Source organism: Paraburkholderia sp. J94, from assembly GCF_905220285.1.
In the GTDB taxonomy this organism is placed as follows: Bacteria; Pseudomonadota; Gammaproteobacteria; order Burkholderiales; family Burkholderiaceae; genus Paraburkholderia; species Paraburkholderia tropica_A.
In genome coordinates this window covers 418852-440119 of record NZ_CAJMZH010000006.1, presented here as the reverse complement: position 1 = coordinate 440119, position 21268 = coordinate 418852, and the positions used below count along the sequence as shown (strand labels likewise).

Here is a 21268-nt window from a genome sequence, read left to right as displayed (position 1 = left end):
CGCGGCGCCGCATGAGCGGGACCGGCGCGGCGCGCCGTGGGGATCAGTGCTGCCGCTTGTTCTTACTGCTGCGGCGCCTGTTGCGGCTTGTTGGAGAGCGCGAGACGGAGCAGGTCGGCGACCGTGTTCACGTTGAGCTTTTCCATGATGTTCGCGCGGTGCGCTTCGACGGTCTTGATGCTGATGCCCAGGTCGTCGGCGATCTGCTTGTTCAGGCGGCCCGCGATGATGCGTTCGAGCACCTGGTGCTCGCGCGCCGTGAGCTTGCCCAGACGTTCGGCCGCCGCGCGCTGCTGCTGCACGTTGGTGCTTTCGCTGCGCGCCTTTTCGAGCATGCGCTCGACCAGCTTGCGCAGTTCGGCTTCGTCGAACGGCTTCTCGATGAAATCCATCGCGCCTTTCTTCATCGTGGAGACGGCCATCGGCACGTCGCCGTGGCCCGTCACGAAGATGATCGGCAGCGAGGCGTTGTCGGCGATCAGGCGCTCCTGAAGCTCGAGCCCGCTCATGCCCTGCATGCGCACGTCCAGAATCAGACAGGCGATCTGTCCGGCTTGCTGCGCGGGCTGGTACGCCTCGAGGAATTCTTCCGCGCTCGTGAAGCATTGAACGCGGTAGCCGTTCGCTTCGAGCAGCCAGCGCAGGGAGTCTCGTACGGCCTCGTCGTCGTCGACGACAAAGACGGTTTCCTGGGTGGTGACTGGGCTGTTCATGGCTCTCCCGTAACGGTTTGTGGAGTCGGCTCGTCACGTCCGTCCCGCGAGGGATGGTCGGATTCGCCGATGGGCAGACTGCAATGGAACGTGGCGCCGCTGATGTGGCCGTCCGCTTCGACGTTGTTGACCACCCAAAGACGCCCGCGATGCGATTCGATAATCGAGCGGCAAATATTCAGCCCCATGCCCATGCCGTCGGACTTGGTGCTGTAGAACGGTTCGAACAGGCGCTCGGCGGTGGCTTCGTCCACGCCCGGGCCCTGGTCGATCACGCTGATGCAGACGTGGCCGCCTTCGCGCTTCACGATCACGCGGATCACCGGGTCGATGGCGTTCGGGCGCGCGTCGGCCATCGCTTCGGCGGCGTTCTTCAAAAGGTTGACGAGCACCTGCTCGATCAGCACCGGATCGACGTAGATCACGGGCATGCGCGAGCGCATGTCGGTCACGATGCGGATGCGGCGCTTGCGCGCTTCGATCTCGGCGAGCCCCACGGCGTCGGCGACGATGTCGGCGACACGCGCGGCCTGGCGCTTCGGTTCGGAGCGCTTCACGAATTCGCGGATGCGCTTGATGATCATGCCAGCACGCACGGCTTGCTGCGCGGTTTTTTCGAGCGCGGGCAGCAGGTTCTCCGGCGCGCCGCGACCCGATTTCACCAGCGCGACGGTGCCGGAAGCATAGTTGTTGATCGCGGCGAGCGGCTGGTTCAGCTCGTGCGCGAGCGACGAGGCCATTTCGCCCATCGTCATCAGGCGGCTCGTGAACTGCAGCTTTTCGTCCTGCTGGCGGGCCAGTTCCTGGGCCTGCTTGCGCGTGGTGATGTCGGTCGCGATCTGCATCTGCGCGAGGTGGCCGTCGACCCACTGAATGTACTGGCGGCGCACTTCGAACCACTTCTGGATGCTTTCGACGTAGATCTCCTGCGCGTCGGCGGTGCTCTCGGTGAGCGCCGTGGCGGGCAGGCCGGCGAAGGCGTCGACCATGTCGATGGAGTCCGACGAGGCGCTCGACGAATCGAAACCGCCGCCGCCCGCGAGTTCCAGATGGCCGTCCGGGCGGATGCCGAAAAGATGGCGGTAATAGCGGTTCGCGAACAGCAGCTCGGCTTCGTCGGCGGCCAGCACGGACACGGCGGCGTCGAGGCTTTCGAGCACGGTGGTGAAGCGCTCGTGCGCGGCGGCGAGTTCCTCGCGCGCGCGCTTGGGTTCGGTGATGTCGGTCATCGACGACATCCAGCCGGTCTGGCGGCCCGAGCTGTCGATCAGCGGCGAGACGTAGAGGCGCGCGTGGAACTGCGAGCTGTCCTTGCGGCGCACGCGCAGTTCGAAACCCGAGGAGGGCGCCTTGCCGCGCAGCGTCATGTCGAGCTGGCGCTGCATTTCCGGGTAGCTGTCGCGCGGCCAGTAGGGGAACGGCGCGGTCTTGCCGACCAGATCGCTTTCGTCCCAGCCGGTCATGCGGCAAAAGGCCGGATTGACGTGCGTAATTCGGCCGTGCATGTCGAGCACGCGCATACCGATCAGCACCGAGTTTTCCATCGCGCGGCGGAAGAACGCTTCCGCGTAGAGCGCCTGCTGCGCCTCGAAGCGCTGGCGCGTGTGTTTCCACAGGCTCCAGAGGCTCCACAGCACGAAGCAGGACAGCCCCGCGACCAGCCACACGAGCGTGTTGTTCGTGAAGTTGGTCATCTGCGGGTACGAATAGACGCGCACCGAGACGCCCTGGCCCGGCGGATCGAGCGGCAGGTCGTAATAGACGTCGCGCGGCAGGCGCGGACGCGTGGAGGTGGTGGCGAGCTCGCGGTTGTTGGCGTCGAGGATCGAAATCTTGTACTTGGCCGACAGCTCGGGCGGGATGTCGTGCTTCAGGATGCCTTCGACCGAGAACACGGCCGCGATGGAGCCAAGAAATTCGCGATCGCGGTATACCGGCGTTTGCAGCGTGATGTAGCCGTTGCCGACGTCGTCGTAAATGAGCGGCGAATAGACCTGGCGGCGCGTGGAGCGCGCCTCGGCGAACGCGGCCTTCACGGCTTCGTCCATCTGCGAGTCGTTGGGCTTGGCAAGGCGCTGACCGAACACCGGCATGGCCGTATTGGGCCAGCGCGGCTCCTGCTGGCTCGTATACCAGTTCAGGTAAAGGATCTCGGGATGGCCCTGCATGATGTCCGTGGTGGACACCTGGAACGACTGCGGATCGTTATGGCCCGCGACAAGATCGCGCGCCAGCGCCTGCAATTGCTCTTGCGCGCCCGTCATGGAGAGGCGGATCTGCTGCTGGGCCCAGGCCACGTTGCGGTAGAGCGTGTCTTCCTGCTGCTGCTGCTCGCGGCGGTTGAGGCTCCACAGGATCAGACTCATGACGATCAGAAAAACGAGGATCGACAGGAGCGGCGTCAACAAATAGGAATTCGACCACCAGGGTCCGTGGTGCCAGCGAGATGGCGACGACTCGCCGGGCGAACCGGGCGGCCGCGCCGAGCGTGCGAAAAGCCGTTCGGTCAACATGGCAAGGATTGTAGCTCAGCGTAACAGTCCGAAATGCCGTGAAAAAAGCATTAAATCGCAGATAAACCGGTCCAAACTGGTCGATATAGGCGCAGGGGCCGGAACGATTCAGCGTGCGCTGCAACAATTTATCGCATTATGAAATGTCATCTCGCGATTCGAAAATTTCCTTGCGCGAGTTCGGGGGGCGTCATTACAATCGCCCGCAAAGCTGCTGCGGTCGGCCCGGTTACGTCTGGGCGTCGTCGCCCGCATGGTCCGATCAACAGCGTTCCCCTACATCCAGGAGACGAGCATGTCCGCTGTACCCGACGAAGTCCTGAAGTACGTTGCCGCCGACAAGGACGAGGATCCCCAGGAAACCGCCGAATGGCTCGAGGCGCTCGATGGCGTCATTTCGACCGTCGGTCCCGACCGCGCCCACTACCTGATCGAAAAGCAGATCGAATTCGCCCGTGTGCACGGCGAGCATCTGCCGTTCTCGGCGAACACGCCGTACATCAACACCATCCCGGTCGCCAACCAGGCCAAGAACCCCGGCGACCAGGACATCGAACACCGCATCCGCTCGTACACGCGCTGGAACGCCATGGCCATGGTGCTGCGCGCGGGCAAGCACACGAACGTGGGCGGCCACATCGCGTCGTTCGCGTCGGCAGCCACGCTGTATGACGTCGGCTACAACCACTTCTGGCACGCGCCCTCCGCCGAACACGGCGGCGATCTGATTTTCGTGCAGGGCCACTCGTCGCCGGGCGTCTACTCGCGCGCGTTCCTGCTCGGCCGTCTGACCGAGAACCAGCTCGACAACTTCCGTCAGGAAGTCGACGGCGGCGGCATCTCGTCGTATCCGCACCCGTGGCTGATGCCGGACTTCTGGCAGTTCCCGACCGTCTCGATGGGTCTCGGCCCGATCATGGCGATCTACCAGGCCCGCTTCATGAAGTACATGCAGGCGCGCGGCATCACGAAGACCGAAGGCCGCAAGGTCTGGGCCTTCCTCGGCGACGGTGAAACGGACGAGCCGGAATCGCTCGGCGCGATCGGCATGGCCGGCCGCGAGCGTCTGGACAACCTCGTGTTCGTCATCAACTGCAATCTGCAGCGTCTCGACGGCCCGGTGCGCGGCAACGGCAAGATCATCCAGGAACTCGAAAGCGAGTTCCGCGGCGCCGGCTGGAACGTCATCAAGGTCGTCTGGGGTTCGCGCTGGGACGCGCTGTTCGCACGCGACAAATCGGGCGCGCTGATGCGCCGCATGATGGAAGTCGTCGACGGCGAGTACCAGACGTACAAGTCGGAGTCGGGCGCGTATGTTCGCGAGCACTTCTTCAACACGCCGGAACTGAAGGCGCTGGTCGCCGACTGGTCCGACGACGACATCTGGAACCTGAACCGCGGCGGCCACGACCCGCACAAGATCTACGCGGCGTTCCATCAGGCCCAGCACGCCAAGGGCCAGCCGACCCTGATCCTCGCCAAGACGATCAAGGGCTATGGCATGGGCGAAGCCGGTCAGGCGATGAACATCACCCACCAGCAGAAGAAGATGCAGGTGGATCAGCTCAAGAAGTTCCGCGACCAGTTCCGTCTGCCGATCACCGACGAGCAGATCGTCGACGTGCCGTACCTCAAGTTCGAGGAAGGCTCGAAGGAACTCGAATACATGCGCCAGAAGCGCATGGACCTCGGCGGTTACCTGCCGGCGCGCCGCCAGAAGGCGGAGTCGCTGCCGGTGCCGGCGCTCGACGCGTTCGAGCCGCTGCTCAAGGGCACGGGCGAAGGCCGCGAGATCTCCACGACGATGGCGTTCGTGCGGATCCTGAACATCCTGCTCAAGGACAAGGCGCTCGGTAAGCGCGTCGTGCCGATCGTGCCGGACGAGTCGCGTACCTTCGGCATGGAAGGTCTGTTCCGCCAGATCGGCATCTGGAATCAGGACGGCCAGAAGTACGTGCCGGAAGATTCCGACCAGCTGATGTTCTACAAGGAATCGCAGACCGGTCAGATCCTGCAGGAAGGCATCAACGAAGCCGGCGGCATGTCGGACTGGATCGCAGCCGCGACGTCGTACTCGACGCACGGCGAGACGATGATCCCGTTCTACATCTTCTATTCGATGTTCGGTCTCCAGCGTATCGGCGACCTGGTGTGGGCCGCAGGCGACATGCGTTCGCGCGGCTTCCTGCTGGGCGGCACCGCGGGCCGCACGACGCTGAACGGCGAAGGCCTGCAGCACGAAGACGGCCACTCGCTCCTGTGGGCCGCTTCGGTGCCGAACTGCGTGAACTACGACCCGACGTTCGGCTATGAACTCGCCGTGATCATGCAGGACGGTCTGCGCCGCATGGTGCAGAACCAGGAAGACGTGTTCTATTACATCACCGTGATGAACGAGAACTACGAGCACCCGGCGATTCCGCAGGGCGAGCACGTGGCCGCCGACATCATCAAGGGCATGTACTCGTTCCGCAAGGCGGACGCGAAGGCCAAGGGCCCGCGCGTTCAACTGCTGGGCGCAGGCACGATCTTCAACGAAGTGATCGCCGCCGCCGACCTGCTCAAGAACGACTGGGGCGTCGAAGCCGACCTCTGGAGCGTCCCGAGCTTCACGGAACTGGCCCGCGAAGGCCACGAAGTCGAGCGCTGGAACCTGCTGCACCCGAGCGAGCCGCGCCGCGAATCGCACGTCGAGAAGCTGCTGAAGGGCACGGAAGGCCCGGTCATCGCTTCGACCGACTATGTGCGCGCGCTGGTCGACCAGATCCGTGGCCTCGTGCCGCGCAAGTTCGTGGTGCTCGGCACCGACGGTTTCGGCCGTTCGGACACGCGTGAAAAGCTGCGTCACTTCTTCGAAGTCGATCGTTACTGGACGACGGTTGCGGCGCTCAACGCGCTCGCGGACGAAGGCAAGATCGAGCGCAAGGTTGTCGGCGAAGCGATCGCCAAGTACAACCTCGATCCGTCGAAACCCAACCCGATGACCGTCTAACGCATCACCCCCTGTGCATGGCATGCGCGCCTCCCCGAAGCGGGGAGGCGCGTTTTGTGCGGCCCCGGAGACACTAACAATGAGTCAAGCGATCGAAGTCAAAGTGCCGGACATCGGCGATTACAAGGACATTCCTGTGATCGAGGTGCTGGTCAAGGCGGGTGATACCGTCGAGAAAGAGCAATCGCTCATCACGCTGGAGTCGGACAAGGCGACGATGGACGTGCCGAGCCCGGCGTCGGGCACGGTGAAGGAAGTGAAGGTCAAGGTCGGCGACAACGTCTCGGAAGGCGTGCTCGTCCTCGTGCTGGAAGGCGCCGGCGCTGCCGCGGCTCCCGCTGCTGCACCGGCCGCTGCCCCGGCCGCCGCGCCTGCGCAAGCCGCTGCGCCCGCACCGGCCCCGGCTGCTGCTGCGCCCGCCGCGAGCGGCGGCGTGCAGACCGTCAAGGTCCCCGATATCGGCGACTACAAGGACGTTCCGGTCATCGAGATCGGCGTGAAGGTCGGCGACCGTGTCGAGAAGGAGCAGTCGCTCGTCACGCTCGAATCGGACAAGGCGACGATGGATGTGCCGAGCCCGGTCGCGGGTATCGTCAAGGAAATCAAGGTCAAGGTCGGTGACAGCGTGTCGGAAGGCGCGGAAATCATCGTCGTGGAAGCGGAAGGTGCGGCAGCCGCTGCGCCCGCACCGGCTGCGAAGGCGCCGGCCGAGCAGCCGTCCGACGCACCGCAGGCTGCGCCCGCCAAGGCCGCGCCCGCTGCGCCCTCGGCACTCGCGCAAGCTCCGATCATCCCGGCAGGCGAAGGCGGCGCGCGCCGTCCGAGCCACGCTTCGCCTTCGGTGCGCAAGTTCGCACGCGATCTGGGCGTCGACGTTGCACGCGTCGGCGGCACGGGTCCTAAGGGCCGCATCACGCAGGCCGACATCACGGCGTTCGTGAAGGGCGTCATGAGCGGCCAGACGGCGGCTCCGGCTGCCGCCGCAGCTCCGGCAAGCGGCGCGGGCCTGAACCTGCTGCCGTGGCCGAAGGTCGACTTCACGAAGTTCGGCCCGATCGACACGCAGCCGCTGTCGCGCATCAAGAAGATCTCGGGCGCGAACCTGCACCGCAACTGGGTCATGATCCCGCACGTCACGAACAACGATGAAGCGGACATCACCGACCTCGAAGCGCTGCGCGTGCAGCTGAACAAGGAAAACGAGAAGGCCGGCGTGAAGTTCACGATGCTGGCGTTCGTCATCAAGGCGGTGGTTGCGGCGCTCAAGAAGTTCCCGGCGTTCAACGCGAGCCTCGACGGCGACAACCTCGTCTTCAAGCAGTACTTCCACATCGGTTTTGCCGCCGACACGCCGAACGGCCTCGTCGTTCCGGTGATCCGCGACGCCGACAAGAAGGGTCTCGTCGACATCGCCAAGGAAATGACCGAGCTCTCGAAGCTCGCGCGTGACGGCAAGCTCAAGCCGGACCAGATGCAAGGCGGCTGCTTCTCGATCTCGTCGCTCGGCGGCATCGGCGGCACGCATTTCACGCCGATCATCAATGCGCCGGAAGTGGCGATCCTCGGCCTGTCGAAGAGCGCGATGAAGCCTGTGTGGGACGGCAAGCAGTTCGTGCCGCGCCTCACGCTGCCGCTCTCGCTCTCGTACGACCACCGCGTGATCGACGGCGCGGCTGCCGCGCGCTTCAACGCGTACCTCGGCGCGATCCTCGGCGATTTCCGCCGCGTGATCCTGTAAAACCGCTTCGACCGGCCCGCGCCGCCGCGCCGCATCCGCTTGTTCAAGCCGATGCGCGCCGCGACAGGCGCGGCCGGTCGTTCCTGAAGGGGACACCATGAGTCTCGTCGAAGTGAAAGTGCCGGATATCGGCGACTTCAAGGACATCGACGTCATCGAAGTCAACATCAAGCCGGGCGACGTGATCGAGAAAGAGCAGTCGCTGCTCTCGCTCGAGTCGGACAAGGCCACGATGGAAGTGCCCAGCGATGTCGCGGGCACGGTCAAGGAAGTGAAGATCAAGGCCGGCGACAAGGCGTCGCAAGGCACGCTGGTCGCGATCGTCGAAGTGTCGGAAGCGGTTGCCACACCGGCGGCTGCGCCCGCACCGGCCGCCGCGCCGAAGGCCGAAGCGCCCAAGGCTGCGGAGGCACCGAAGGCAGCAGCACCGGCACCGCAAGCCGGCAGCTTCAGCGGCAACGTAGACGTCGAATGCGACATGCTCGTGCTCGGCGCCGGCCCCGGCGGCTACTCGGCAGCGTTCCGCTCCGCCGACCTCGGCATGAAGACCGTGCTGGTCGAGCGTTATTCGACGCTTGGCGGCGTGTGTCTGAACGTCGGCTGCATCCCGTCGAAGGCGCTGCTGCATACGGCGCTCGTGATCGACGAAGCCGCTTCGCTCGAATCGCACGGCATCTCGTTCGGCAAGCCGCAAGTCGATCTCGACAAGCTGCGCGACTTCAAGTCGGGCGTCGTCAAGAAGCTGACCGGCGGTCTCGCCGGCATGGCCAAGGCGCGCAAGGTCGAAGTCGTGACGGGCCTCGGCTCGTTCATCGATCCGTACCACATGGAAGTGGCGGGCGAGGGCGGCAAGAAGATCGTCAAGTTCAAGCAGGCGATCATCGCTGCGGGTTCGCAGGCCGTGAAGCTGCCGTTCATGCCGGAAGATCCGCGCGTGGTCGACTCGACCGGCGCGCTGGAACTGCGTCAGCTGCCGCAGAAAATGCTGGTGATCGGCGGCGGCATCATCGGTCTGGAAATGGCGACGGTCTACTCGACGCTCGGCGCGCAGATCGACGTCGTGGAAATGCTCGACGGCCTGATGGCCGGCGCGGACCGCGATCTCGTCAAGGTCTGGGAGAAGTACAACGCGAAGCGCTTCGCGAATGTCATGCTCAAGACCAAGACGACGAAGGCCGAAGCGAAGGAAGACGGCATTTACGTCACGTTCGAAGGCGAAAAGGCTCCGGCCGAAGCGCAGCGCTACGACCTCGTGCTGGTCGCCGTGGGCCGCTCGCCCAACGGCAAGAAGATCGGCGCGGACAAGGCCGGCGTGGCGGTGACGGATCGCGGCTTCATCGACGTCGACAAGCAGATGCGCACCAACGTGCCGCACATCTTCGCAATCGGCGACGTGGTCGGCCAGCCGATGCTCGCGCACAAGGCCGTGCATGAAGGCCACGTGGCGGCGGAAGCGGCGCACGGCGAGAAGGCATACTTCGACGCGCTGCAGATTCCGTCGGTGGCCTACACCGACCCGGAAGTGGCGTGGGCCGGCAAGACCGAAGATCAGTGCAAGGCCGAAGGCATCAAGTACGGCAAGGCGGTGTTCCCGTGGGCCGCTTCGGGCCGCGCGATCGCCAACGGCCGCGACGAGGGCTTCACCAAGCTGATTTTCGACGAAGAGACGCATCGCGTGATCGGCGGCGGCATCGTCGGCCTGAATGCGGGCGATCTGATCAGCGAAGTCTGCCTCGCGGTGGAAATGGGCGCGGACGCGACCGACATCGGCAAGACGATTCACCCGCACCCGACGCTGGGCGAATCCGTCGGCATGGCCGCCGAGTTGTACGAAGGCGTCTGTACCGATCTGCCGCCGCAGAAAAAGAAGTAAGACGCTGCGTGCCGCGCTCGCTGGCGGCATGCACGTAAGCAAACGGCGCACTCCTCAGGGAGTGCGCCGTTTTTCTTTGTGCGGTGCCCCGAGCCTGGACGGGGCGGGCGGGAGCTTCGAGAGGCGCGCCGGCGCGGCAAAGTGCGCGGCGACTGACGCGGTAAAAAAGATTCCCGGTCGGGCGACCGGGTAAGTGGCATACCTTGCGGCATACCGGAGCGTCAGTCCGGCGCGGAGCGCGCAGCCGTTGCGGCGCGCGCCCCGTTCAGCGGTTCTTGGTCCGGCGGTCTCCAGCGATCAGCCGGTGCGGGCCGGCGGGGTCTGAAGATGAGTGTCGGACCGGGGCTTCAGACCGTCTTCTTGGCCGAAGCGGCTGCCGAGCGCGAAGCTTGCGCGGCGGCCTTGCTGGCCGCAGCGGTGGCGGCGTTGAAGTTGCTTTCGGCCATTTCGACCGCTTGCTTGGTGGCCTTGTGGACCGTTTCGTACGTGGTGTTCGCGGCGTTGATGGCCGACTTGATCACGGCGACAGCGGTTTCCGAACCGGCCGGTGCGTTCTTCGCGACGTTGTCGACGAGCGATTGCACCTTGCGGTTCTGCTCTTCGTAGTGAGCTTCAGCGACCTTCGCGAATTCGGCTTGCGTGGCCGAAGCGATTTCGTAGACGTGGCGGCCGTACGAGAGCACCTTTTCGGCGAGCGGTTGGGCGTAGCTCGATTGCAGTGCGAGCAGTTCCTGCGCATCCTTCACCGACAGCGCGCGCTGCGCGTGTTCCTGCGATTCCGCCAGATTCGAGCGAACGGCCTGAAGGTTCAATTCGACGAGCTTTTCCACGCCTTCGAATGCCTTGCCGGTGAGGCCGAACAGGGTTTCGAGGTTGGCTTTCTGGGCGGCGACGAATTGCTCAGGGGTCAGCAGACTCATGTTTACGCTCCTGGATGGTTGGCGGCCTCGTGTGGGTGGACCGCCTGGAGTAAGTGGCAAGACGCTGGGTGATCTGCCGGGCGCATTGGTGCGTCGCAACATTACAGACGATTTTAGGACGCCTGAGCCGAAAGTCAAGCGTCTTTTGGTGCGTCGCACCATGTCATTTATTTGTTATTAAACAGACACTTATGCGACTCGCATGGGGCAAATTGCGTGCCGGTTGGCGGCGTGCGGCATGACGCCCCGCAAGGGCAGGGCGCAAACCGGCGCCAGGCCTTGCTGGAGAAGGCCAGGCATATGCGCGCTGATTCTGGCAAGATTGAGCCTGACGGCACATCGGAGGTTGCGCCGTCGGATTCGAGGAAGTCATGTGCGGGATTTCACTTAACGCGTCCACCAGATTGCGTCATGGAACGTTAAAGATCCATTCCGGTCGAAAGCCCGGTCGAACACGCGTCGCGCGGTTCGGCAGCACTGGCGTCTGAGCATCGTCCCCGGTATTTATCCCACATAAAGTTCTGCACAACGTGCGCCGTTAATGCGTAGGCGACAGCAATAGTTGCCGGCCATTGGCGCAGCAGGGCGGGACCGCCCGGACGATTGTCTCTGTCCATCGAGAATGTGAAGCGTATTGGTCTACTCAATCAAGAACCAGATTTCGGTTTAACGAGCAGCCATAAGTGCTTCAATTTGCGAATTTTTCGTGGTTTTACTACACTTGGCGAACGATCCCGCCGCTCCATCCAGAACACCAATGAAATCCGACAAGTTCCTGTCGTTCAAGCTGGTGCCCTCATCGGTTGTCAGCACCGCGCTGTCGGTGGCTGTGTCCGTGGCCATCAGTGCGACGCTATTCGTGCCCGAGGGCGCGTTTGCTGCGTCGCAGAACACCGCTGCGGCCAATACGGCCAAGGCGAAGAAGTCCACCAAAAAGGTTGCGCCGGCATCGGCCAAGGTTGCGAAGAAGGCGGGCGCTGCCCGTACTGTCGCAGCCAAGGACGACGACGCGCGCCCGGTGGCGAAGAAACGCCGCGTGGCCTACACGATGAACGGCCGCCATCACACGGCCGTGCGCCGCGTGGCTTTCGAGCCGCGTCAGCCCACCGCTGGCCAGGCGTTCGGCCTGCATGAGACGCCCGATTCGCTGATGCTGCGCTCGGGCGTGGCTTACGTGGTCGACCAGAACTCGCTCGAGCCGCTGTTCGACAAGAACTCGCGCGCCGTGGTGCCGATCGCCTCGATCTCGAAGCTCATGACCGCGATGGTCGTGCTCGACTCGAAGGCGCCGCTCACCGAGCAGATCGAAGTCACCGACGAAGACCGCGACTACGAGAAGAACACGGGCTCGCGCCTGTCGGTCGGCTCGGTGCTGTCGCGTGAAGACATGCTGCACATCGCGCTGATGGCGTCGGAAAACCGCGCCGCCGCCGCGCTGTCGCGTTACTACCCGGGCGGCCGTCCGGCGTTCATCGCCGCGATGAACGCCAAGGCGAAGCAGCTCGGCATGACCGACACGCATTTCGAGAACTCCACGGGTCTGACGAGCCACAACGTGTCGAGCGCACGTGACCTCGTGAAGATGGTGAACGCGGCGTATCAGTATCCGATGATCCGTCAGTTCTCGACCGACCGCAGCTACGACGTGTTCACGGGCAAGCGCAACCTGGCCTACAACAGCACGAACGCGCTGATCCGCAATCCGTCGTGGGACATCGGCCTGCAGAAGACTGGTTTCATCAACGAAGCGGGTGAGTGCCTTGTGATGCAGACGGTCGTGCATGGCCGTCCGGTGATCATGGTGCTGCTCGATTCGAGCGGCAAGTACTCGCGCTTCGCCGACGCCACGCGTGTGCGCACGTGGCTGGACAATGGCGGCGCCGATCAGCAGCCGCATATCACGAGCGCGGACGCAGGCGGCGCCGGCACCTGAGCCGCCTCACGCCAGCACCGAGTTCGTTTCGCAGAACGCCCCGCAATTGCGGGGCGTTTTTGTTTTGGGTCGCGGATTGGGAGGGCGCCGAGGGGTGGCGCGTCTGCTCCTACGCCATCCGGCCAGCTTTCTACGCGAGCATTCGATCGGCAAGATTTCCAGTGATGGATCAAGGCGGCCAGCCGGGCATCGAGTTCGACTGGAGTTTGATGGTTGTCAGTTGACAACCATGTTGACGATACATACACTGGGCTTGTCGATGAGACGATCGCATGCGAAGAAAGAGGTCGAGGCGGCGCTGGTTTATGCCGAAACCCAAGGTTGGTTAGTGATGCCAGGTAAAGGCAATGGTCACGCGTGGGGAAGAATGTTTTGCCCGCTCAATCAGGCCGATTGCCGTTGTGGCGAATTCTGCATCACGAGCATCTGGAGCACGCCGCGCAACGCAGGGAATCACGCAAACATGCTTAAGCGTGTGGTGGACAACTGCACGGCGCAGCGAGTGAAGGCGCCCGTGAAGGCGCCGGTCGGCGGTGCAGCCGGAAGTGTGGCTGGAAGTGTGGCGAGCCGTGTGGCCGAAAGCGCGCGGCATCAAGGCAGGTCAGAGCGGCCCGTTGGGCCTCACAGGCATGAGTAGAGCAGGAGTCAGGCATGGAATACGTTTTCACGCTCAAGTATCAGCTTGCACCGGAAGACAGCGACCACGACGCGCTCGTCGAGCGGCTCGCGCAAGCGGGCTGCGACGACGCCACCCTCGGCGTCGGCTTGCCGGGGCGCATCGCGCTGGCGTTCACGCGTGACAGCGCCACGGCGTGGGAGGCCATCTATACAGCCTTGCAGAACGTGAAGGAAGCGGCGCCGTCCGCGCGGCTCGTGGAGGCGGCGCCCGACTTTGTCGGCTTGACCGACGTCGCGGACATGACGGGCATGTCGCGCCAGAACATGCGCAAGCTGATGCTCGTGCATGCGGCCGATTTCCCGCAACCGGTCCACGAAGGTAGTCCGTCGCTCTGGCATTTGAGCGACATCCTCACGTGGCTCGTTGGCCGCGACGGTTACACCATCAGCTCGAGTTTGCTGGAAACGGCGCACACGGCCAGGCAGGTCAATCTGGCGAAAGAGGCGCGCGCACTCGATACGCAGGTCGATCAGCAACTCGAAGCGCTTGTGGGCTGAGTTGGGCGCGAGTTCGGCGTTCTCGCGCGCAATGCGTCGAGCGGGCGAAAAAAAGCGGAGGGCTTGCCTCCGCTTCATGCGATGCGATACGCGCATCCGTGCTACGTCCGGTTCTACGTCAGGCCGTCTGCACGTTGCCGTCGGCGATTTCCGGGTGATAACCCAGCGACTCGGAAATCGTCAGCGCGGTCTTGCTCAACTGCCCGAGCCACGAGTCCTGCAAGCGGTCCGCGGGCGCGGAAAGCGACAGGCCTGCCACGAGCTTGCCGGTATCGTCGTAAATGCCTGCGGCAATGCAGCGAACGCCCAACTCGAGTTCTTCGTTGTCGCGCGCGCACGATTGCTGGCGCACATGGGCGAGTTCGCGTTCCAGGCGGCTGAGGTCCGTAATGCTGTTGCGCGTGTGGCCCGAGAGGCCGGTACGCGTTGCGTAGGCGCGCACGCGGGTGGCTTCGTCGGCGGCGAGAAACAGTTTGCCGACCGAGGTGAGGTGCAGCGGGGCGCGGCCGCCAATAGCGCGCACGACCTGCATGCCCGAGCGCTCCGAATAGGCGCGCTCGATATAAACGATTTCGTCGCCCTGGCGCACGGAAAGATTGACGGTCTGCCCCGTGAGGCGGTGCAGTTCGCGCATCGGCGAAAGCGCCGCATCACGCACCGAAAGGCGCGCTTTCACGAGGTTGCCGAGTTCGAGCAGACGCATGCCCAGCCGGTACGTGCCGGGATCGGAACGATCGACCAGGCGGCAGCTGACCATGTCGTTGAGAATGCGGTGCGCGGTCGACGGATGCAGTTCCGTGCGCTGCGCCAATTCTTTCAGGCTGACGGGGTCGGTATGCGCGGCAAGTGCGTCGAGGAGCCGCATCATGCGCTCGATCACCTGAATCGAGGTCTTCGGATCCGGATTGGTGTCGCTCATGGGTGCTTTTTCGTTTGACGCGTGAAGCGGAAAATCCATTGTATCTCGTATGGTGAAAAAAGTAAGCGCCTGGCGGGAGCCGTTGCTGCACCGCCGCAGGGGCGGATCAAGGAGTCGGCGGCCGTGTTCGGCGCGCGTCGGGGCGAGTAAAACCCGGGCAGGCCCGCGTTGGTGGTGAGCGCGAAACATCGGATAATCGGGGACGGTTTTTAGGAGGAGTCCCCATGCGAGTCGGTTTGTTCGTCACCTGCCTCATCGACACGATGCGCCCCGAGATCGGTTTTTCGACGATCAAACTGCTCGAAGCGGCGGGCTACGAAGTCGTCGTGCCGTCCGCGCAAACCTGTTGCGGGCAGCCGGCCTACAACTCGGGCGAGCGCCCGCTCGCACGCGACCTGGCCGAAAAGACGCTGCGAGAATTCGAGCAGTTCGACTACGTGGTGGTGCCGTCGGGTTCGTGCGGCGGCATGATCCGCGTGCACTACGGCGACCTGTTCCGCGACGATCCCGAGCTGATGTCGCGCTACGGCAAGCTGCGCGAGCGGGTCTACGAACTGACCGATTTTCTCGTCAATGTCGCTCAAGTCACGCTGCCCGAAGTGCCTGAAGGCGAGTTTCGCGGCCCGGTGACGTATCACGATTCGTGCTCGGGGCTGCGCGAACTGGGCGTGAAGGCGCAGCCGCGCGCGCTGCTCGCCCAACGCGGCGTCGAAGTCCAGGAGATGAAGGACTGCGAGCATTGCTGCGGCTTTGGCGGCACTTTCGCGGTCAAGTACGGCGCGATTTCCACCGCGATCGCCGACGAAAAATGCATGAACGTGCAGGCGAGCGGCACGGGCGCGGTCGTGCTCGGCGACCTCGGTTGCATGTTGAACATCGAAGGGCGCTTGCGCCGTACCGGCGATGCGCACACGCGCGTGCTGCATATCGCACAGGTGCTGGCCGGCGACGTCTGACGCGCCGCTTTGTCCACGCACGCGGCTCAATCCGCACGTTCACGCCACCATTCGCCCCGACACCACGCCATGCAAGTCCAATCGATGCAGTTCAAGGCGCGCGCCGGCCAGAAGCTTGCCGACCAGCGCCTGCAGCAGAACCTCAAGAAGCTCTCGACCAAGTTCGTCACCGCGCGCGCGGAGGCCATCACGGCCATCGATTTCGCGGCCACGCGCGCCGCGCTCAAGGAGCGCCGCAACCGCGCGCTGGAGAACCTCGACGTCTGGATCGAGCAGTTCGAGGCCGAGGCCACGCGGCGCGGCGTGACGGTGCTGTTCGCGGAGACGGCGCGCGACGCGGCGCAACTGGTGGCCGACATCGCGCGCAAGCACGAGGTGCGCAAGGTCATCAAGACGAAGTCGATGGTGTCCGAGGAAATGCAGCTGAACACCGTGCTCGCGCAGATGGGCGTGCAGTCCATCGAGACGGATCTCGGCGAGTACATCCTCCAGATCAACAACAACGAGCCGCCGAGCCACATCATTGCGCCCGTCGTCCACAAGGATAAGGACGAGATCGCCGACCTGTTCGCGCAGACGCACCATAAGCCGCGTCTCACCGAGATTCCCGACATGACGCGCGAGGCGCGCGAAGTGCTGCGTCCGCACTTTCTGTCGGCGGATATGGGCGTGACGGGCGGCAACTTCCTCGTCGCGGAAACGGGTTCGGTCGTGTTGGTCACGAACGAGGGCAACGAGGGCATGTGTACGGTGATGCCGCGCGTGCACGTGGCGGTCACCGGCATCGAAAAGGTGCTGCCCACGCTGGAGGATCTCGCCACGGCCATGCGCCTGCTGCCGCGTTCGGCGACCGGGCAGGCCACGTCGAACTATTTTTCGATGCTCACCGGCCCGCGCGGGCCCGGCGACCAGGACGGGCCGGAGCATATGTATGTGGTGCTCGTCGACGGCGGCCGCACCGGGCTGATCGGCGGCGAGTTCCAGGACATGCTGCGCTGTATACGATGCGGCGCGTGCATGAACCACTGTCCCGTTTATCAGAAGGTCGGCGGCCACGCCTACGGCTGGGTCTATCCGGGGCCGATGGGTTCGGTGCTCACGCCCAGCTACGTCGGCATCGAGAAGGCGCTCGATCTGCCGCAGGCCGCCACGCTGTGCGGCGAGTGCAACAGCGTCTGTCCGGTCGGCATTCCGCTGTCCGATCTGCTGCGCAAGCTGCGCGAGAAGCAGACCGAACGCAAGCTGCGGCCGTGGCGCGAGCGCGCGGCGCTCGCCGTGTGGGGCTGGTTCGCGCTGCATCCCACGGCCTACGGGCTGTTGACGAAACTCGGCGTGCGCGTACTGGAGCGCATGGGTCGGCAAGGGCAGGCGATCCGTAAATTGCCGTTCGCGCGCGGCTGGACCGAGGGGCGCGACATGCCCACGCCGGTCGGACGCACGTTCCGCGAGCTTTACGCGGCGCGCCAGACGCATCTGGACGCCAACACGACACGGCATCGTCAACCGTAAATCGGCCACTGTTTAATCTGCGGCAACAGTGTGTTCGTCTTTGCCGGGTTTTTCCTGATTGCGATCGTCTATATCATTTCGACTGGCGATAGTGCGTCTCAAGCACCTCGCCCCACAGTCGAGAGAGAGTCGCATCATGAAAAAGAAAATAGTGGTGTATTGGCCGCTGGCGCTGATCGTGCCGCTCGCGGCAGTTGCATGGGTTCACGCCTGGAATACCGCCGAGCAGCAACTGCCGCTCGCCGCCGATCAGGTGAGCGCCGAACTGGCGCGCGCTGTGTCGTATGGCCTTGTCGGGAATACCGGCGACGTGAAGGCGCCCGTCAAGGCGATGCGTGCCGTGAACCCGCTGCCGCAGGCAAGCACGATCTGAGCATCCCGGGCGGCGCGGGCATCACGAGCGCGCATTTGCCGCACTTTGTATAATTGCGGATTCGCCCGGATGCGGTTCCGGTCCCGGCTTTGCTCTGACGTATCTGACTATCGACTGGACGGCTCTGTACCGCGTCCAGTCCCACCCCGACACGATGAACAAGGTTTCCGTCTGTTTCGTTTGCCTCGGCAACATCTGCCGCTCGCCCACGGCTGAAGCGGTGATGCTGCGCATGGTCGAGCAGGCGGGCCTGAACGGTCGCGTGGTGGTCGATTCGGCGGGCACCGGCAACTGGCACATCGGCGAGGCGCCCGACGAGCGCGCCCAGCGCGCGGGCAAGCAGCGCGGCTACGATCTCGCGCCGCTGCGCGCGCGCCAGATCGCGCAGGAAGATTTCGCGGCGTTCGATCTGATCGTCGCGATGGACGACGCCAACGTGACCGCGCTGCATCAGGTCGCGCCGGCCAGCGAGCGCGACAAGATCCGCTTGCTGATGGAATTCGCGCCGAACGCGCAGGATCGCGTGGTTACCGACCCTTATTTCGGCGGCGCGGCGGGCTTCGAAGCGGTGCTCGACCAGTGCGAGGCCGCTTGCGCGGGCCTGCTGGCGGCGCTGCGTCCGCAACTGGTGGATTGAAGTGAACGGTGCGGCGCACGCGTTGAGCAGGATGTGCGCCGTTTTACCTTTTCGTCATGTGCCTAATAACCCGAATGGCGGCACGGATACTTGACTAAACTAGTCATGTATTTATACTTGACGAAAATTGTCGAGAATTGCGGTTCCCCTACCATCATGAGACTCACCACGAAAGGCCGTTTCGCCGTCACGGCGATGATCGACCTGGCCCTGCGCCAGGAGCAGGGCCCGGTGACGCTTGCGGGTATCAGCCAGCGCCAGCACATTTCGCTGTCGTACCTCGAACAGCTGTTCGGCAAGCTCCGCCGTCATGAAATCGTCGAATCGGTCCGCGGGCCGGGCGGCGGGTACAACCTCGCGCGCCGCGCGGAGGACGTCACGGTCGCGGACATCATCATTGCCGTGGACGAGCCGCTCGATGCCACCCAGTGCGGCGGCAAGGGCGCCTGCGAGGGCACCAAGCAGCACGACGGCCACTGCATGACGCACGAACTCTGGTCCACGCTGAACCAGAAGATGGTCGAGTACCTCGACTCCGTGTCGCTCAAGGATCTGGTGGACAAGCAGCGCGCCCGCGAAGGCGCCGCGCCGACCGTCATCCGCGACCGCCGCGCCGAGGCACCCGCGGTGGAGCCGGTGAGGGCCGTGCCGCTAGGGCCGAACTCGATTTTCAACATGGCGAGTTCGTGAGCTTGATCCGAGCCGCCAGGACGCACTACACAGTACAGCGCAGCACAAAGATTCCCCGGAGCGATAGATGAATAACGATATTCCCCACCTGCCCATTTACATGGACTACAGCGCGACGACGCCGGTCGACCCGCGTGTGGTGGACAAGATGATTCCGTACCTGCGCGAGCAGTTCGGCAATCCGGCTTCGCGCAGCCACGCCTACGGCTGGGACGCGGAGCGTGCGGTCGAGGAAGCGCGCGAGCAGGTTGCCGCGCTCGTCAACGCCGACCCGCGCGAAATCATCTGGACCTCCGGCGCGACCGAATCGGACAACCTCGCGATCAAGGGTGCTGCGCACTTCTACAAGAGCAAGGGCAAGCACATCATCACGGTGAAGACCGAGCACAAGGCCGTGCTCGACACCTGCCGCGAGCTCGAGCGCGAAGGCTATGAAGTCACGTATCTGCCGGTGCTGGACAACGGCCTGATCGACCTCGAAGCGTTCAAGGCGGCGATCCGCCCGGACACGATCCTCGTTTCCGTGATGCACGTGAACAACGAGATCGGCGTGATCCAGGACATCGAGACCATCGGCGAAATCTGCCGCGAAAAGGGCATCGTGTTCCACGTCGACGCCGCGCAATCGACGGGCAAGACGCCCATCGACCTGCAAAAGCTCAAGGTCGACCTGATGTCGTTCTCGGCGCACAAGACCTACGGCCCGAAGGGCATCGGCGCGCTGTACGTGCGTCGCAAGCCGCGCGTGCGTATCGAAGCGCAGATGCACGGCGGCGGTCACGAGCGCGGTATGCGTTCGGGCACGCTGGCGACGCACCAGATCGTCGGCATGGGCGAAGCGTTCCGCATCGCGCGTGAAGAGATGGCGACGGAAAACGAGCGCGTGCGCATGCTGCGCGACCGTCTGCTCAAGGGCCTCTCGCAAATCGAAGAAACCTACGTGAACGGCGACATGGAACAGCGTGTCCCGCACAACCTGAACATCAGCTTCAACTTCGTCGAAGGCGAGTCGCTGATCATGGCGGTGAAGGACGTGGCGGTGTCGTCGGGTTCGGCGTGCACGTCGGCTTCGCTGGAACCGTCGTACGTGCTGCGCGCGCTCGGCCGCAACGACGAACTGGCGCACAGCTCAATCCGCTTCACGGTGGGCCGTTTCACGACGGAGCAGGACGTCGACTATGTGATCAACCTGCTGAAGACGAAGATCGCCAAGCTGCGCGAACTCTCGCCGCTGTGGGAAATGCACAAGGATGGCATCGACCTGTCGACCATCCAGTGGGCGGCGCACTAAGTCAGCGCGCAGAGTTTCACGCGACGCAAAGCGAACATCGACCCGGCCGCAGCGCACACGAAACTGCCGCGCGGCCAACGAATTGAAGGAGTGTGATCATGGCATATAGCGACAAGGTTCTGGACCACTACGAAAACCCGCGTAACGTCGGTTCGTTCTCGAAAGACGACGACACCGTCGGCACCGGCATGGTCGGCGCGCCGGCTTGCGGCGACGTGATGAAGCTGCAGATCCGCGTGGGCGCGGACGGCGTGATCGAAGACGCGAAGTTCAAGACCTACGGCTGCGGCTCGGCGATCGCTTCGAGCTCGCTCGTCACGGAATGGGTCAAGGGCAAGACGCTCGACGAAGCGCTCTCGATCAAGAACACGCAGATCGCCGAAGAACTGGCGCTGCCGCCGGTGAAGATCCACTGCTCGATCCTCGCGGAAGACGCGATCAAGGCAGCGGTCGCCGACTACCGCACGCGTCACACGACCGAAGCGAAGGCCGACGCCGTTTAAGGCGCACGGCAGTACGCGCGCGACGCCCTGGCAACATGGCGCGCGGCGCGGGCAGAACGGCGGCGAACCCTCGGGTGCGCCGCCGCGGGATTAACGATTTTGGATGCAGGCAGGTTGCGTCGCATCGTGGTGAAGCAGGCATGAGCCTGCGGCACGCGGGGCGGGGCGCGGCGAAAACGCTATGGCTATTACGTTGACGGAAAAAGCGGCACAGCACGTGCAGAAGTACCTGACCCGGCGCGGCAAGGGCGTGGGTCTGCGTCTCGGCGTGCGCACGACGGGGTGCTCGGGACTTGCGTACAAGCTCGAGTATGTCGACGACCTGGCGCCCGAAGACAACGTCTTCGAGAGCTTCGGCGTGAAGGTGATCGTCGATCCGAAAAGCCTCTCCTATATCGACGGCACGCAGCTCGACTTCGTGCGCGAAGGCCTCAACGAGGGCTTCAAGTTCAACAACCCGAACGTGAAGGACGAGTGCGGTTGCGGCGAGTCCTTCCGCGTTTAAGCCCGCGCGGTGCGGTGAAAAGGCGGC

17 protein-coding genes are annotated in these 21268 nt (G+C 64.1%); 13 read left to right on the top strand and 4 right to left on the bottom strand.

Annotated features, from left to right (window positions below):
- Nucleotides 1-62 precede the first annotated feature (62 nt).
- Together fixJ and fixL are read right to left on the bottom strand one after the other, a co-directional pair.
- Nucleotides 63-713, bottom strand: a complete 651-nt coding sequence (fixJ, locus tag U4Y88_RS15555; RefSeq protein WP_224015363.1) for an oxygen response regulator transcription factor FixJ — start codon at nt 711-713, stop codon at nt 63-65.
- Nucleotides 710-3226, bottom strand: coding sequence for an oxygen sensor histidine kinase FixL (gene fixL, locus U4Y88_RS15550; protein WP_224015365.1), 2517 nt, complete (start codon nt 3224-3226; stop codon nt 710-712). Before fixL ends, fixJ begins: the two co-directional genes overlap by 4 nt.
- 295 nt (nt 3227-3521) lie before the next feature.
- Between fixL and aceE the strand changes: the two genes are divergently transcribed.
- From aceE to lpdA, 3 genes are all read left to right on the top strand, one after another.
- A complete protein-coding gene (aceE, locus tag U4Y88_RS15545; RefSeq protein WP_224015367.1) occupies nt 3522-6218 on the top strand; it encodes a pyruvate dehydrogenase (acetyl-transferring), homodimeric type in 2697 nt (898 codons plus the stop codon).
- Nucleotides 6219-6297: 79 nt separating this feature from the next.
- Nucleotides 6298-7956 (top strand): dihydrolipoyllysine-residue acetyltransferase, encoded by a 1659-nt coding sequence (gene aceF, locus U4Y88_RS15540; RefSeq protein WP_321784859.1) that lies wholly within the window; start codon nt 6298-6300, stop codon nt 7954-7956.
- Nucleotides 7957-8053: 97 nt separating this feature from the next.
- On the top strand, nt 8054-9829 hold the full coding sequence (gene lpdA / locus U4Y88_RS15535; RefSeq protein ID WP_321784857.1) for a dihydrolipoyl dehydrogenase: 1776 nt from the start codon (nt 8054-8056) through the stop codon (nt 9827-9829).
- Between the two features lie 347 nt (nt 9830-10176).
- On the opposite strand, the gene U4Y88_RS15530 is transcribed toward lpdA, so the two are convergent.
- On the bottom strand, nt 10177-10749 hold the full coding sequence (locus tag U4Y88_RS15530; RefSeq protein ID WP_205994728.1) for a phasin family protein: 573 nt from the start codon (nt 10747-10749) through the stop codon (nt 10177-10179).
- A gap of 757 nt (nt 10750-11506) precedes the next feature.
- Between U4Y88_RS15530 and pbpG the strand changes: the two genes are divergently transcribed.
- Nucleotides 11507-12682, top strand: a complete 1176-nt coding sequence (gene pbpG / locus U4Y88_RS15525; RefSeq protein WP_224013792.1) for a D-alanyl-D-alanine endopeptidase — start codon at nt 11507-11509, stop codon at nt 12680-12682.
- A gap of 651 nt (nt 12683-13333) precedes the next feature.
- Nucleotides 13334-13858, top strand: coding sequence for a helix-turn-helix transcriptional regulator (locus tag U4Y88_RS15520; protein ID WP_224013794.1), 525 nt, complete (start codon nt 13334-13336; stop codon nt 13856-13858).
- Nucleotides 13859-13976: 118 nt separating this feature from the next.
- Here U4Y88_RS15520 and U4Y88_RS15515 read toward each other — a convergent pair whose 3' ends face one another.
- Nucleotides 13977-14777 (bottom strand): IclR family transcriptional regulator, encoded by an 801-nt coding sequence (locus U4Y88_RS15515; RefSeq protein ID WP_224013911.1) that lies wholly within the window; start codon nt 14775-14777, stop codon nt 13977-13979.
- A 224-nt stretch (nt 14778-15001) separates the two neighbouring features.
- Between U4Y88_RS15515 and U4Y88_RS15510 the strand changes: the two genes are divergently transcribed.
- The 8 genes from U4Y88_RS15510 to iscA all read left to right on the top strand — a co-directional run bounded on the left by U4Y88_RS15510 (nt 15002) and on the right by iscA (nt 21241).
- Nucleotides 15002-15733, top strand: a complete 732-nt coding sequence (locus tag U4Y88_RS15510; protein WP_310631743.1) for a (Fe-S)-binding protein — start codon at nt 15002-15004, stop codon at nt 15731-15733.
- A gap of 69 nt (nt 15734-15802) precedes the next feature.
- Complete coding sequence (locus U4Y88_RS15505; protein WP_321784855.1) at nt 15803-17242, top strand: lactate utilization protein B; 1440 nt, start codon at nt 15803-15805, stop codon at nt 17240-17242.
- A 136-nt stretch (nt 17243-17378) separates the two neighbouring features.
- Nucleotides 17379-17615, top strand: a complete 237-nt coding sequence (locus U4Y88_RS15500; protein WP_224013800.1) for a hypothetical protein — start codon at nt 17379-17381, stop codon at nt 17613-17615.
- A gap of 154 nt (nt 17616-17769) precedes the next feature.
- Entirely contained in the window at nt 17770-18252 is a 483-nt protein-coding gene (locus U4Y88_RS15495; RefSeq protein ID WP_224013801.1) for a low molecular weight protein-tyrosine-phosphatase, read from the top strand.
- Nucleotides 18253-18408: 156 nt separating this feature from the next.
- Entirely contained in the window at nt 18409-18942 is a 534-nt protein-coding gene (gene iscR / locus U4Y88_RS15490) for a Fe-S cluster assembly transcriptional regulator IscR (protein ID WP_224013803.1), read from the top strand.
- 67 nt (nt 18943-19009) lie between these two features.
- Nucleotides 19010-20233: an IscS subfamily cysteine desulfurase gene (locus tag U4Y88_RS15485; protein WP_224013805.1), complete on the top strand. Its 1224-nt coding sequence runs from the start codon at nt 19010-19012 to the stop codon at nt 20231-20233.
- A gap of 98 nt (nt 20234-20331) precedes the next feature.
- Nucleotides 20332-20736 carry a Fe-S cluster assembly scaffold IscU gene (gene iscU, locus U4Y88_RS15480; protein WP_065060267.1) on the top strand — a complete coding sequence of 135 codons (405 nt, stop codon included), beginning with the start codon at nt 20332-20334 and terminating at the stop codon, nt 20734-20736.
- 181 nt (nt 20737-20917) lie between these two features.
- The gene (gene iscA, locus U4Y88_RS15475) at nt 20918-21241 is read left to right on the top strand and encodes an iron-sulfur cluster assembly protein IscA (protein WP_065060266.1); all 324 of its coding nucleotides are present in this window, start codon (nt 20918-20920) and stop codon (nt 21239-21241) included.
- Nucleotides 21242-21268: the final 27 nt, after the last annotated feature.